The organism is Neobacillus novalis NBRC 102450, assembly GCF_001591805.1.
In the GTDB taxonomy this organism is placed as follows: Bacteria; Bacillota; Bacilli; order Bacillales; family Cytobacillaceae; genus Neobacillus; species Neobacillus novalis.
In genome coordinates this window covers 1-13,370 of sequence record NZ_BCVP01000035.1, presented here as the reverse complement: position 1 = coordinate 13,370, position 13,370 = coordinate 1, and the positions used below count along the sequence as shown (strand labels likewise).

General features: G+C 44.2%; 13 protein-coding genes. 10 read left to right on the top strand and 3 right to left on the bottom strand.

Translation table 11 applies throughout. The features are described 5' to 3' along the window. Window positions 1-353: 353 nt before the first annotated feature. The 3 genes from BANVL01_RS21430 (at window position 354) to BANVL01_RS21420 (ending at window position 5,095) form a co-directional block, all read left to right on the top strand. Complete coding sequence (locus BANVL01_RS21430) at window positions 354-1,457, top strand: nuclease-related domain-containing protein (RefSeq protein ID WP_156482382.1); 1,104 nt, start codon at window positions 354-356, stop codon at window positions 1,455-1,457. A gap of 486 nt (window positions 1,458-1,943) precedes the next feature. Beyond that, window positions 1,944-2,837 (top strand): stage II sporulation protein SpoIIQ, encoded by an 894-nt coding sequence (gene spoIIQ, locus BANVL01_RS21425; RefSeq protein WP_425311847.1) that lies wholly within the window; start codon window positions 1,944-1,946, stop codon window positions 2,835-2,837. Window positions 2,838-3,067: 230 nt separating this feature from the next. After that, complete coding sequence (locus BANVL01_RS21420; RefSeq protein ID WP_066093738.1) at window positions 3,068-5,095, top strand: penicillin-binding transpeptidase domain-containing protein; 2,028 nt, start codon at window positions 3,068-3,070, stop codon at window positions 5,093-5,095. 186 nt (window positions 5,096-5,281) lie between these two features. Here BANVL01_RS21420 and BANVL01_RS21415 read toward each other — a convergent pair whose 3' ends face one another. After that, window positions 5,282-5,596: an MGMT family protein gene (locus BANVL01_RS21415; RefSeq protein WP_066093735.1), complete on the bottom strand. Its 315-nt coding sequence runs from the start codon at window positions 5,594-5,596 to the stop codon at window positions 5,282-5,284. A gap of 768 nt (window positions 5,597-6,364) precedes the next feature. Here BANVL01_RS21415 and spoIIID point away from each other — a divergent pair. From spoIIID to fabZ, 4 genes are all read left to right on the top strand, one after another. Beyond that, a complete protein-coding gene (gene spoIIID / locus BANVL01_RS21410) occupies window positions 6,365-6,637 on the top strand; it encodes a sporulation transcriptional regulator SpoIIID (protein ID WP_040207082.1) in 273 nt (90 codons plus the stop codon). A 268-nt stretch (window positions 6,638-6,905) separates the two neighbouring features. Beyond that, window positions 6,906-7,907 (top strand): rod shape-determining protein, encoded by a 1,002-nt coding sequence (locus tag BANVL01_RS21405; protein ID WP_066093732.1) that lies wholly within the window; start codon window positions 6,906-6,908, stop codon window positions 7,905-7,907. 374 nt (window positions 7,908-8,281) lie between these two features. Continuing rightward, window positions 8,282-8,602: a DNA-directed RNA polymerase subunit beta gene (locus tag BANVL01_RS21400; protein WP_066093729.1), complete on the top strand. Its 321-nt coding sequence runs from the start codon at window positions 8,282-8,284 to the stop codon at window positions 8,600-8,602. Window positions 8,603-8,792: 190 nt separating this feature from the next. Then, complete coding sequence (gene fabZ, locus BANVL01_RS21395; protein WP_066093726.1) at window positions 8,793-9,227, top strand: 3-hydroxyacyl-ACP dehydratase FabZ; 435 nt, start codon at window positions 8,793-8,795, stop codon at window positions 9,225-9,227. Window positions 9,228-9,305: 78 nt separating this feature from the next. On the opposite strand, the gene BANVL01_RS21390 is transcribed toward fabZ, so the two are convergent. Beyond that, a complete protein-coding gene (locus BANVL01_RS21390) occupies window positions 9,306-9,737 on the bottom strand; it encodes a YwpF-like family protein (protein WP_066097107.1) in 432 nt (143 codons plus the stop codon). Between the two features lie 246 nt (window positions 9,738-9,983). Between BANVL01_RS21390 and BANVL01_RS21385 the strand changes: the two genes are divergently transcribed. Next, window positions 9,984-10,352, top strand: coding sequence for a single-stranded DNA-binding protein (locus BANVL01_RS21385; RefSeq protein ID WP_066093723.1), 369 nt, complete (start codon window positions 9,984-9,986; stop codon window positions 10,350-10,352). Window positions 10,353-10,395: 43 nt separating this feature from the next. Here the strand turns inward: BANVL01_RS21385 and BANVL01_RS21380 are convergent, their stop codons facing one another. Beyond that, complete coding sequence (locus BANVL01_RS21380; RefSeq protein WP_066093719.1) at window positions 10,396-10,764, bottom strand: hypothetical protein; 369 nt, start codon at window positions 10,762-10,764, stop codon at window positions 10,396-10,398. Window positions 10,765-11,111: 347 nt separating this feature from the next. Here BANVL01_RS21380 and BANVL01_RS21375 point away from each other — a divergent pair, with 347 nt between their 5' ends. Beyond that, window positions 11,112-12,410 carry a phytoene desaturase family protein gene (locus BANVL01_RS21375; protein WP_066093716.1) on the top strand — a complete coding sequence of 433 codons (1,299 nt, stop codon included), beginning with the start codon at window positions 11,112-11,114 and terminating at the stop codon, window positions 12,408-12,410. A 5-nt stretch (window positions 12,411-12,415) separates the two neighbouring features. After that, window positions 12,416-13,285: an RNA polymerase sigma-70 factor gene (locus BANVL01_RS21370; protein WP_066093713.1), complete on the top strand. Its 870-nt coding sequence runs from the start codon at window positions 12,416-12,418 to the stop codon at window positions 13,283-13,285. Window positions 13,286-13,370: the final 85 nt, after the last annotated feature.

Genomic DNA, 13,370 nt, shown 5'->3' with positions numbered 1-13,370 from the left:
TTCGTAGAACCGGAGAGTAAAGGGTCCAAAGTGGAAAGTAAATCATAAAGTCCTTTTAAAAAGGTCATTAAAAAGGAGCTATTGGAAGGGATCTTCAATAAAAAGGGGTCTAATCCTAGATAGTAGAGGGGAAAGTTACCTGAGCCAGGCTGCTCGCCTGGCTTTTTCGCTTGTTTACGGGTGGATTTTGGGAAGTGGACAGTAAAAGAGGAAAACCGGACAGTAACTCCCCAAAACCGGAAAGTAAAAAGTCAAAACCGGACAGTAACTCCCCAAAACCGGAAAGTAAAAAGTCAAAACCGGACAGTAAATCCTCAAAACCGGACAGTACCAACATTCGAAGTGAAAATAAAATGGAGAAGTCCATTAAAAGTCCACGAAATCGACATAAATTCATGTCGATTTTTGCAGGAAAATGGAAGGGAACAAGAGAAATAGAACCAAAAAGGAAAGGACTGATGTCATTGATCGAAGAATGTTCTAGCATTTCATTAAGAATTCAAAAATTAGAAGCACTTCTTAACAGAATCTCTGCACAGCATCCTGTATGGCCGGATGTCATGAACGAATATAAAAGCCGGCTTGCAGGGCAGCGGGGAGAGAAATCCATGTACTTTCATTTAAGTATGCTTTCTGATTCAAAATACCACATTTTCCATGGTATTCGCCTGCTATACAGAGGCTTCTTTTTCCAAATTGATTTCCTCGTTCTGTGTGCGGCCTTTGCCTTAGTACTTGAGGTGAAAAACAGGGGCGGTGAATTGAAGTTTGAAAAGGAATTTAATCAGACAACCTGTAAAAAGAATGGGCAGGCGGAACGAATCAAAAATCCTGTTTTACAGGCGCAACTGCAAGCCAAGAAGTTTAAGGGTTGGTTAGAGGAACATAATTTCAGGGATTTTCCAGTGCACTACCTTTTTGTAAATAGTAATGAAAAAACTCTAATCCTCTCAGACCCCGGAAACGAACCTATCACCCGTCATATTTGCAATAGTGAGGTCGTGATAGAGAAAATAGACCAATTAGCAAATTATCATCTAATTGATAAACTAGATGCAAAAGAGCTGCGAAAACTAAAACGGCTCCTGCTTTCGAAGCACACTCTGGAAAATCCAGATATCCTAAAACAATTCAACCTATCTCCTAATGAAATCCCCACCGGAGTTAAATGTCCAACTTGTGACTATATACCGATTGAATATCGGAATGGAACTTGGTGCTGCCCGAAATGTAACATGAAGTCCAAAACAGCACATATACCGGCAATTGACGAATATTTTCTTTTAATAAAACCGTCGATTACAAACGCTGAGCTCCGGGCATTCCTTCATATTGATTCCATTCGTGTAGCAGGAAAAATTTTAGCCACAATGAATTTACCTTCTACAGGAAAATATAAAAATCGGGTATATTATCAGCCACACCCCGGTGACAACCGCTGCCAAACAAGGCCGTAGAGGGCTGCAAATGGGACTTGAAGCTAGCGCAATGGACGGAGGCTTAATCCAAAAGCCAAGGTGTTGCTGAAAATGGGACTTGAGGCTAGCGCAATGAACGGAGGCTTAATCCAAAAGCCAAGGTGCTGCTGAAAATGGGACTTGAGGCTAGCGCAATGGACGGGGGCTTAATCCAAAAGCCAAGGTGTTGCTCCAACTAGGGAACAAGACTGGTTCAAAAACGGTGGTGTAACCCAAATCTACAAGCCAAGACTAGTAAAACATACAAAATCACAGACTCTATTAAAGAGAGGGACACGGGAATTGGGAGGTGCGGAGAAACAATTCAAGGGCAGGGCTGACTGATCTCAGATTTGGGCCAAAAGGTAGGCACCGCTGCCTGTAGGACCCAGTGGAATGCTTCTTCTTTTAGGCTGGAAAAAATAATTTTCACCTTCATGCATAAAATCATTGCCACTGTCGAAAAATAAGTTTTAAAAAATTTTTTTGACTAGTGTATATAATTCTACTTATCTGTTCAGAATGATTGCTGAGGTGATGAAAATGAGAGAGGAAGAAAACAAACGATCTTCTCAAAGTTCCAGCGTAAAGCGCTTTTTCAAAAAGCGTTGGGTATTTCCAGCAATTTATATCGCAAGTGCAGCAATCATTTTAACCGGGGTTCTATGGTATCAAGCGAGCAGCAGTGACACAGACAAGTACAATTATAACTCTACTGATCTCACTGGTAAAAAGAACCCGCCGAAAGCTGTTGAAGTTAACAAACCATTGGAAAGCTTCAAAATGCCGGTGGCTAAGGCCGATGATGCTGTCGTGAAGATGAAATTCTATGATTTCAATGGAAAAACAGAAGACCAGGAAGCGGCGTTAGTTTTTTACAACAATAAGTATCAGCCGAACACTGGTATCGATGTTACCGTGAAGGACGGCGAAAGCTTTGATGTAGTTGCATCATTAAGCGGGACTGTCGTTCGTGTCGAGGATGACCCTGTTCTTGGAAATGTCATTGAAATCGAACACGACAATGGGATTGTCACGCAATATCAATCGGTTAAAGACATAAAGGTTAAGGCTGGCGAGCAAGTAAAACAGGGCGACGTCCTTGCCAAGGCTGGACAAAGCTTGTTTAATGAAAAAGCTGGAACACATGTACATTTTGAAATTCGCAAAGACGGCGTGGCTGTGAACCCAACGAGCTACTTTGGAAAACCGTTGAGCGCTTTACAGGAATCCAAGTCTTCGAACGAGAAAAAATCAATCGAGGCTCCAAGCCAAAAAACGCAGCAAAAGCTTGAAGACCTAGAGAAGTCTGCAGAAGACGAACAGTCCTCTGACGGACAAGACGAAACAACAAACACGACAGAAAAGAAAAACTCATAAAATCGTACCAAAGGGGAAGGGGAATACTTTCCTCTTTTTTTTGTCTCCAAAAGGAAAAATCAAAAAAGAGCCACGAAAGATGCTTGAGCCCAGAGAGTCCACCGGCAGTGTCCACCCCACGCGGACAAATGTCTTTTTGTGGTGCCTGACACCCTTTATCACCCTTTATTGTATTACTACTGTTTGTACGTGCATATATGTTAGAATGGTAATTAAAGGAGGGGGTTTGGTTGAGGAAGTTTACGGGGCTGTTGGTTTTGGTTTTGCTGCTGGTTTATGCGCTGGCTGGTTGCAGTAAGGAACCTACGCCAGAGGATCGATTCGCCGAGTACATAGCTCTATGGAAGCAGCAAAAGTTTGCTAAGATGTATGATTACCTTTCAAATGATGCGAAAGAGAAAATCACCAAAGAAGAATTTACAAACCGCTATCAAAAAATCTACGAAGACCTTCAGATTACTGACCTCAAGATTGACTTCAAAAGGCCAAAAAAGGATAAAAAGACGGATCAGGAACAAGCACGCTATTCTTTTAACGCTAAAATGAACAGCATCGCGGGAACGATTCAATTCACCCAGAAAGCCCAGCTGCAAAAGGAAGAACGAGACGATAAGAAGAACTGGTATGTAGACTGGAATACTGAATATATTTTTCCAAAATTGCAGGAAGGGGACACGATTGGCTTGAGCACCATCTCGCCAAAGCGGGGGGAGATCCTCGACCGCAATGGCTCGGGCCTGGCGGCGAATGGTCAGGTGTATGAGGTAGGCGTGGTAGCAGGCAAGCTTGAGGCGTCTGAAATCGATCCATTAGCTTCGCTGTTAAAAATGACCCCAGAGCAGATTAACAAGGCGCTGAGTGCGAGCTGGGTGAAGCCCGGGCTATTTGTTCCGCTGAAAAAGGTATCGATGGAGGACAAGGACCGAGTAGCACAGCTGGTCGCACTCGGGCCGGTGCAGACACGGAAGGTGGATGCGCGGATTTACCCTTATAATGAAGCGGCGGCGCAGCTGGTGGGCTATGTCGGCGCGATTACGGCGGACGAGCTGGCGAAGCGGAAGGACAAGGGCTACACCAGTCAGGACGTGATTGGAAAAAGAGGCCTTGAACAGGTGTTGGACGAGGAGCTAAAGGGCGAAAGCGGCGTCAAAATCATCATTAAAAAGAAGGGTGACGACGCGGATGTGGTGCTCGCGGAAAAGCCGGTCGCCGACGGTAAGGACGTCAAGCTGACCATCGATGCCGATTTGCAGGAAGTGATTTATGGAGAATTGAGTGCGGAAATTGGCGGAGCGGACGCTGCGAACTCGGCAGGAGGGGCACCTGCGGGCACAGCGGCAGCGATGAACCCTGTGAACGGGGAAACGCTGGCGCTTGTCAGCAGCCCGTCATTTGACCCAAACCAGGCGTCGCTTGGCTTCTCAGCAGATGAGTGGAAAGCACTGCAGGAAGATGCGCGCCAGCCGTTAACAACGCGTTTTACGCAAGGTTATGCGCCAGGGTCTGTGATGAAACCGATCACAGCGGCAGTGGGACTCACGAGCGGGGCTGTCAATCCGGAAGAGCCGGTGGCAATCCTTGGGCCGAAATGGCAAAAGGATAAATCGTGGGGCGGCTACTTTGTAACTCGGGTGCACGTGGGGACCGACCCGGTAAATCTGGAAAAAGCACTCGTGTTTTCCGACAATATTTATTTTGCACAGGCGGCGCTGAAAATTGGGAAAGATGCGTTTACGGACGGACTGAAGAAGTTCGGTTTTGAAGAGAAGTTTGACTTTACATCGACAATAGGCACGCTCGGAAGTGAAATTGCGCTCGCTGACTCTGGTTATGGTCAGGGACAAATCCAAATGAGCATTGTTCATTTGTTAGCCACCTATACTCCGTTTGTCAATAATGGCAATATGATTAAGCCAATTTTACTGGACACGGAGCAGCGGACCCAGGTACTGAAGGAGACGTTAGTTTCTAGTGAACAGGCCGGGCTGATTGCCGCTGATTTACGGAAGGTGGTCGCGGATGCGGGCGGGACGGCACATCGCGCCGAGATGGCAGACTACCCGCTTGCTGGAAAAACTGGCACCGCGGAGATCAAGCAGAAGCAAGGCGAAACCGGAACGGAAAACGGCTGGTTCATCGCCTACAATACAAACGTGCCAAGCCTCATGATCGCAATGATGGTCGAGGACGTCCAGGGGCGCGGCGGCTCACAAGTGCCAGTGGAAAAAGTGATAAACATCTACAAGAAATTGAGATAATTTGGAAAATGGTGTCAGGCACCCGGTGTGGGACACAGGGACAGTTTACAGCGCCGTGTCCCAATTCCAATTCAGCTTTGGGACGTAGAGACAGGCACCGCGTCCCGCCCGGGCTTCATTTCACAACAATCAACAAAAATAGATGCGGGCAACTTTTTTGAAAAAAGTGCTTCCCGCATCTATTTTTTATTTGTTATCAGGCTTCCACTGATATTTCCCCAAATCAATCACCCCGTTCAAACCTACTTCCACACCCTCAGCCTCAAGCGACAGGAGCTGTTCATTGTAAGACTCATCATCTTGAAGGGCAATCTGCCCCTTAGCGTTAATGACGCGGTGCCAGGGAAGGCGATGCGCCCTGCTCATGGAATGGAGGATGCGGACGACCTGGCGGGCAGCACGCGCGCTCCCAGCAAGCCCAGCAATCTGGCCGTAGGTCATCACCTTGCCCTCGGGAATGCTGCGGATGATTTCAATTACGTTTTCAGTAAATGGTGTCATGGTAAGATTTCCCCAATCATACATATTCAATATTTCGACCGAGATAACCATCTTATTATAATGGCAAAAGGGATTAATTTCATATCGAAAAGGGAAGATCGTCGCTAAACAGATCTGAATAGCTAGTTGTGGCGGTAAATAAACTAGGTTAACAGCGGCTCTTCCCGCACACCGCAATAATGGTCGCGCGCCACTAAATATATTTATATGGAAAAACAACAAATGGAATGCCAAATCAGATTTTTATGAGAAACTCCCACATCTACAGCATTTAGAATAATTTTTTCGCTCGACAAATTTCTCAGGAAATAATGCACCGCCTAGTGTATTTCCTAGGTAAAACGCAGGCGCAACGGGCTTTTGACGGGATGTCGAAAAAAGTAAAATTGTCCAATTTTCAGAAGACTTTAGAATGGACTAGTCCAGAATGTGGATTTTGTGCATAAACCCGTATCCAAGCTAATAAAATGGTTACAAACCTTTACAAAGAGAGTGTTTGAGGTGAGGAGTCGTTTGAAGTTAGCGGGTATCCAGTCGGGGACATGATTATTCATTGTAAATCAGAAGGTTACATACCTTCAGCCGCATAGTGTTAATGGTGTAAATGGTGTTATTGGTGTCAGGCACCACAAAAAGACATTTGTTCGCGTGGGGTGGACAGTGTGGGGCGGACAGTGGTGGCGGACAGTGTGCGGAGCAGTATTGGTCGAGGTGATAAGCGGGCCCTTATTTCACACTACTCACATCCATATTAGGGAGGGCGAGAGTGTGCACGATTACATCAAAGAGAGAACTATCAAGATTGGAAAGTATATCGTGGAGACGAGGAAAACGGTTCGCGTGATTGCGAAGGAGTTTGGCGTATCCAAAAGTACAGTCCATAAGGATTTAACCGAGAGACTTCCTGAAATTAATCCAGATCTGGCAAACGAGGTAAAAGAAATTTTAGATTATCATAAATCGATCCGTCACCTCCGGGGTGGAGAGGCGACCAAAATGAAATATCAAAAAGAAGAAAAGGAAGGCGAGGCTGTCAAATAAGCAAAGCCTCATAGGAAGGAATCGAAAGAATCCAAATTAAAATTGAAAAGGGTTTCACTGTGCAGCTAGTTCGGCATCTCGAACTGGCTTTTTTCTTTCAACACCCCCCTCACCGATAAAGATTTTGCCATTTCCCAACTATTCCGACATTATTCTGCAAAAATTTACAACTTTTTATATTAAAAGTATGGAAATTTTAATGAATATGATACAATAAACAATTAGGAAATGCATGTGGAATTCCGCTTTGAGGAGGAAAGAAAAGAGAATGTTTGCAAGGGATATTGGAATTGATTTGGGAACGGCGAACGTGTTAATTCACGTGAAGGGCCGTGGAATTGTCTTGAATGAGCCATCTGTCGTAGCAATTGATAAGAATTCGAACAGAGTTCTGGCGGTTGGTGAAGAGGCCCGCCGCATGGTCGGACGTACACCTGGGAATATTGTCGCGATCCGCCCGTTGAAAGACGGCGTCATCGCTGACTTTGACGTAACAGAAGCAATGCTGAAGCATTTTATTAATAAGTTAAACGTAAAAGGCTTTTTATCAAAGCCGCGGATTTTGATCTGCTGCCCGACGAACATCACCAGCGTCGAGCAAAAGGCCATTAAGGAAGCTGCTGAAAAAAGCGGCGGCAAAAAGATTTATCTTGAAGAAGAGCCGAAGGTGGCCGCAATTGGCGCCGGGATGGAAATCTTCCAGCCAAGCGGAAATATGGTAGTGGACATCGGTGGAGGAACGACGGATGTTGCTGTTCTTTCAATGGGCGATATCGTCACTTCTTCTTCGATCAAAATGGCCGGCGACAAGTTTGACACGGAAATTCTCAACTATATCAAGCGTGAGTACAAGCTGTTGATCGGTGAACGCACATCTGAAAATATAAAAATCAATATCGGCACCGTATTCCCGGGTTCACGCTCGGAAGAAATGGAAATCCGCGGCCGTGACATGGTAAGCGGTTTGCCACGCACGATTACCGTTCGTTCTGAGGAGATCGAGGGTGCATTGCGCGAATCGGTGGCAGTTATCGTTCAGGCTGCAAAAGCTGTTCTTGAACGCACTCCGCCAGAGCTTTCTGCCGATATCATTGACCGCGGCGTGATTCTAACTGGCGGCGGGGCCTTGCTTCACGGCATTGACATGCTCCTTGCCGACGAGCTTAAAGTTCCAGTCCTTGTTGCGGAAAATCCAATGGACTGCGTGGCAATCGGAACAGGCATCATGCTTGATAATATCGACCGGATTCCGAACCGGAAGTTAGGGTAAGAACATTTTTTAAAAAATAAATGAGGAACCGCTGCCGTAGACTTTTCGATCAGCAAGGTTTCATCGTGCACAAAAGGTCTAATGAAACAGGCAGAACAAGTCCTGGTCATTGGGCTTTTTTTTTGCCTGAAATTCACCGGGTTTTCCTCCCCTTGGAAAAATGGGTAAATCGGCAAATATTGCACATTTTTTGCAGGGATTGACTTTTTTCTGCAAAAAGTTAACCTGTAATGAGGAATAATATTTTATAATAGAATAATTACAAGGGAATTTTTTAAAAAAAGAGATAAAAACTAAAAATGGTTATTATATGAATTAACTAACTGGGACGGGGCCGGCGTTTGAACGGATTTCTGCCAAAGGGGAATAAATAAATGTCTGTAAATAATTTAAGCCAAGAACAGGCGAAAACGAGAGAAGAATACAAAAAGGCAAAAAATGAATCGCAGCAAAAGATAAATGTCCACGAGAAGAAGGCAAACGGGGAAAAGGCGGCAACACAAAAAAATAAACGAGTCCGCATCCGCCTGATTCCGATTTGGCTTCGTCTTCTTCTTTTGATTATATTCATCCTCGTCGGGGTGACATCTGGTGCTGCCGTTGGTTACGGTGTCCTTGGGGATGGGAAAGTCGCAGATATATTTAAGGAGTCTACCTGGACACATATTCGTGATTTAGTGGATAAAGGGAAATAGGCAGGGGGACTTTTTGCATAGGGGGGCGGGGGAATACCCCGAGCCCCTTTATTGCGGTGCTGGGTTAGGCAAAATCAGGGTGGGCTTTGATATTTACATGGGGAACGGTGAGATAGCCCTTCCCTTTTGTGCACGATTAATAGTAGAATAGGTAATAAATACTTGTTCTTAGTAGGAGGTACTAAATCGCATGCTTGATATTGATCAAATTAAAGAAATTATTCCGCACCGTTATCCGTTTTTGCTGGTCGATCGAATTTTGGAAGTGGAAGAAGGAAAACGGGCGGTTGGAATTAAAAATGTTACTGCCAATGAAGAGTTTTTCAATGGGCATTTTCCAGATTATCCAGTTATGCCTGGCGTATTAATCGTCGAAGCATTGGCGCAGGTTGGGGCTGTCGCTGTTTTGAAAAAAGAGGAAAATCGCGGCCGTCTGGCCTTCTTTGCCGGAATTGACAATTGCCGATTTAAGCGGCAGGTGAAGCCGGGCGACCAGCTTCGACTTGAAGTCGAAATTGTACGCTTGCGCGGACCGATTGGCAAGGGCAAAGCGGTTGCGACAGTTGACGGCGCGATTGCTTGCGAAGCGGAAATTACCTTTGCACTTGGGGAAAAAAAGGAATAATCCAACTTCCCACGGTAAAAAAATGAAAAAAACAGGTCTCGTATTTATAAATGCGAGGCCTATTTTTTTCTGGGAACCTCATCGATTTTTCACTTTGATCTTCGGCTTGCTCATCATTTTTTCACGGAATTCCTTGAGAAGTTCCGGACCATCCAGGCCTTTTTGAAGGAGGACATCAAGCAATAGCTCTGCGTAATCACTTTTATTCCGGCGCAGATGGCCCTCGAATAAAACGCTGATATGCTTGTCAAATTTCGTCAAAGAGCAAATTTCCGTTTGAAAATAGGCAGGGTCGTTTTCTTTTTTGGTAATAACGGCTTCTATGATAATGTCTCGGTTTTGTTCGGATATTTTTTTAAAATAATCATAGAGGGACAGATCTGTATAAGCCTCAAGCAGCCAGGTGTAGCGGTCGTCTTCCTTATTAATTATCAAGCCATCTGTTAGCGGAACTTCCACCGACTTATCGTCATCGACAACTTCCAATGAGTATAACTTAAAAGATTTCATGGCAGCCTCCTGTTTATTTTTTCCTAAAGTATAACACACGTTGGGCAGAAGCAAATGTCGAAAAATATTTGTCGAAATTTGAATAATTGTGATTGTGAGCCAAAAGACCCGCAAAATATGACCAAAACCCCCTTGATAAGATGATTATCAAGTGAAATCCCCCCTCGATATTGACCTTTTCGCTGTTTTACATCAATGGAGCCAAAAAGCTATGCTAAACCCATCAAGCGAAAAGGAGATGTAAACATGATTAATCAGGTCACACTTGTCGGTCGATTGGCCAGGGACCCGGATTTAAAAACGACGACAGAAGGGACGTCGGTTGCCCACATAACGCTAGCGGTTAATCGCCACTACCGGAACCACAATGGTGAGATTGAAGCCGATTTTGTTCAGTGCACACTTTGGCGCAAGGCCGCCGAAAACACGAACCAATATTGCCGTAAGGGTTCCATCGTTGGGATCACAGGCAGATTGCAAACCCGGAATTATGAGAATAAAGAGGGCAAAAGGGTGTACGTCACCGAGGTGATCGCCGAAACAATCCGCTTCTTAGGAGCCAAGCCGGCTGCAACGGGCAGCGAGCAAAAAAGGGAGGAAGTACAGATTGGTTAATCATGATGACGATGCCTACAAATTGGAGCGGCTGCTTGAAAGTTTAATTAAGATGGTCGGAAAAGCCAATCATAATGTCGACAGTCTGCAAAAACGCGTCAGCCAGCTGGAATCGATCATAAAGGAGCAGCAGTTTGAACTCAGGGAAGGAGGCCCCATCAGAATTTACTCCAGACATCCGCAAAAATCTGCAGAAAACATTCCCTTTCACGTTTAAGCTGGAAATACGCATGATCGCTTCGCCATTTCCATGGAATTCAAAAAAACTGCTATGACCGATTCGCTCTTGTCCATGGAAAAAAATCGCATTGACCGATTCACCACTGCCCATGAAATTTAAAAAATCCCACTGCCAATGGAAAAGCTGTGCCATTTGATAAAATCGCCAATACCAATGGAAAAGCTGAGCCATTCAAAAAAATCGCCTCTGTTTTGCACCATGAGAGTCGCTTGCTGGCGAGTTTTATGAAAAATTATCTCCGCAGCCAGGACTAGTAATTAAAGAGAATCAAACATCTCCCCGATGCGTCCTCATTTTTCCGGCAGAAATTTGCCGGAATTTTTTTTATCAATAGGTTTAAAATTCACCAGACGGGGAAAACTAACAGAAAAACCCCCCTGTTTTTTTTAAAAAGAAGCCGCTGAACCCTATGGATTAGCGGCTTCTTCGATTTTTTACGAATCATCTGTCAATGATGTCACAAAAACCCCACCTCATTCGTTTTGATTATAGAACGAAATTTAGGAGGGGATTTTTTTATGAATAACTTTGATGTGGCGATTATCGGTGGCGGGCTTGCTGGATTGACAGCAGCGAATTATTTGGCAAGGGTTGGGAAAAAGGTAGTGGTGTTGGAAAAATCAAATCGCCTTGGCGGAAGAGCGATGACCAATGATAAAAATGGAGTTCTGATGAATTTAGGAGCCCATGGCTTGTATTTAGAAGGGCAGGCAATGAAGATTTTAACAGAACTAGGGATAACTATTCCCGGTGGAAATGCCTCAAAGTCAGTTCAAATTCAAGGAATTTGGAAAAATGCAGTCTATACAATCCCAACTGATTTTTCTTCGATTTTGTCATCGTCACTTTTATCATGGAAAGCTAAAATCGTGTTTTCGAAATTAATGTTGAAGCTTATGAAGGGCAACATGGATTCCATTCCAGATATAAGTTTGAGTGACTGGGCAGAAGCGGAAATTAGTGACCCAATGGTAAGGCATATTTTTTATTCATTATCTCGATTGACCACTTATACCAGCGCTCCAACAGTACAGCGGGCAAAACCAGTTTTGAAGCAGGTGAAACGATCATTAAACGGAGTCTTATACGTGGACGGTGGTTGGGAAACGATTATTCAAAAGCTAAAGAATCAGGCAATTGAGGCTGGAGTGGAATTTTTCAACAGTAAAAACGTAATAGAAATTGAACATCATGAACAGTCTCAAAGCATACGATGTTCAGATGGGGAGGTATATACTGTCCCTGACTGCATCATAACGGCGCCTCCGAAGGAAGCATTGAATATGATTAATGGTTCAGACCACACATCATTACGGACATGGGCCGAACAGGCAATTCCGGTTACCGCATGCTGCTTGGATTTAGGGATAAAAAAATTGCCTAATCCTAAAAATCAATTTGTCTTAGGTCTTGATCAATCTTTGTTTTTCACGAATCAATCCAGAGCAGCAAAACTAAGTGAAGATGGCACAATCGTTGTGAGCCTGGTTAAATACCATAACCCGATTGAACAATCCATTCATCGACAAGCAGATAAAGAGCAATTAGAGGCTGCTATGGACTTGCTTCATCCTGATTGGAGAAAAGATGTGGTAGAACAACAATTTTTACCAAAAATGACTGTCGTTCATGATTTTCCTCATTTGAAACGAAGTGGAAACCCAGGCCCAGCCATACCGCAAATGAAAGGCATCTATATTGCAGGGGATTGGTGTGGACATGAAGAAGTATTAGCAGATGCTGCTGTTGCCAGCGGGAAGCGTGCCGCGCTGCAGATAGTAAAAACGAACGAACTGTTCTTAGTGAAAGAAGGGTAACCGTTTTGGAAACTGCTGAGCTCTACCAAATTTACAAACCTTTGTTGTTTTCGATTGCTTACCGAATGACCGGGAGTGTCATGGATGCAGAGGATATTATCCATGAGTCATTCCTTACGTTTAGCCGTTTAGTTAACGAAAAGAAGATTGAAAATGAAAAAGCGTATTTATGCAGGATGGTTATGAACAGCTCAATAGACAAGTTGCGTTCTGCGGCTAGTTTGCGCGAGGTTTATGTTGGCGAGTGGCTGCCTGAACCCATTGTCGAAGAAGCAAACGAACCTTCTCATCTTTATTTGATGAAGGAATCGATTTCAACAGCCTATCTTCTGCTTTTGCAACAGCTATCGGAGGTGGAACGTGCTGTTTTTCTTTTACGAGAAGTATTTCAGTACAGTTATGATGAAATTGGAGATATCGTTGAGAAATCCCCAACCAACTGCAGGCAGATCTACCATCGGTCAAAAAAAGGCATTACTAACAGTCCGAAAGCGTCCACACTTGATCTCCACGCCATGAAGTCCAGTATCGAGCAGTTTACACTTGCCTTTCAAAAAGGAAACATTGATAAAATGCTGGGATTATTACGAACAGATGCGGTATTTATCGCTGATGGCGGTGGTAAAGTAACAACTGCAATCAAACCGATCTACACATCAAAGCGTATCGTCTCTCTATTCTCAAGTATTCTTAAACAACTTCCTGAAAACTATAAATTTGAGTTTAAGGAGGTAAACGGCAGCCCTGGTGTGATCTTAACGATAAATGGTTACGTTGCATATGTGCTTTCATTTGAATTCCAGGCAAACCAAATCGCTCGTATCTATATGGTTGCGAATCCAGATAAACTCGGACACTTGCAAATTAGAGCATAGGAAACAGAAGTGGCTATAAATCAAATAACACCTATAAAAATGGTTTTGTTATTATTCATTGTTGATTTTCGTGTAGGCATGAGAA

What these genes read in the sequence shown, in the direction of transcription:
- BANVL01_RS21430 (WP_156482382.1), top strand. Translation starts at nt 354, where the DNA reads ATGGAGAAGTCCATTAAAAGTCCACGAAATCGACATAAATTCATGTCG.
- BANVL01_RS21415 (WP_066093735.1), bottom strand. Translation starts at nt 5,596, where the DNA reads ATGACACCATTTACTGAAAACGTAATTGAAATCATCCGCAGCATTCCC.
- BANVL01_RS21405 (WP_066093732.1), top strand. Translation starts at nt 6,906, where the DNA reads ATGTTTGCAAGGGATATTGGAATTGATTTGGGAACGGCGAACGTGTTA.
- BANVL01_RS21400 (WP_066093729.1), top strand. Translation starts at nt 8,282, where the DNA reads ATGTCTGTAAATAATTTAAGCCAAGAACAGGCGAAAACGAGAGAAGAA.
- fabZ (WP_066093726.1), top strand. Translation starts at nt 8,793, where the DNA reads ATGCTTGATATTGATCAAATTAAAGAAATTATTCCGCACCGTTATCCG.
- BANVL01_RS21390 (WP_066097107.1), bottom strand. Translation starts at nt 9,737, where the DNA reads ATGAAATCTTTTAAGTTATACTCATTGGAAGTTGTCGATGACGATAAG.
- BANVL01_RS21385 (WP_066093723.1), top strand. Translation starts at nt 9,984, where the DNA reads ATGATTAATCAGGTCACACTTGTCGGTCGATTGGCCAGGGACCCGGAT.
- BANVL01_RS21380 (WP_066093719.1), bottom strand. Translation starts at nt 10,764, where the DNA reads ATGGCTCAGCTTTTCCATTGGTATTGGCGATTTTATCAAATGGCACAG.
- BANVL01_RS21375 (WP_066093716.1), top strand. Translation starts at nt 11,112, where the DNA reads ATGAATAACTTTGATGTGGCGATTATCGGTGGCGGGCTTGCTGGATTG.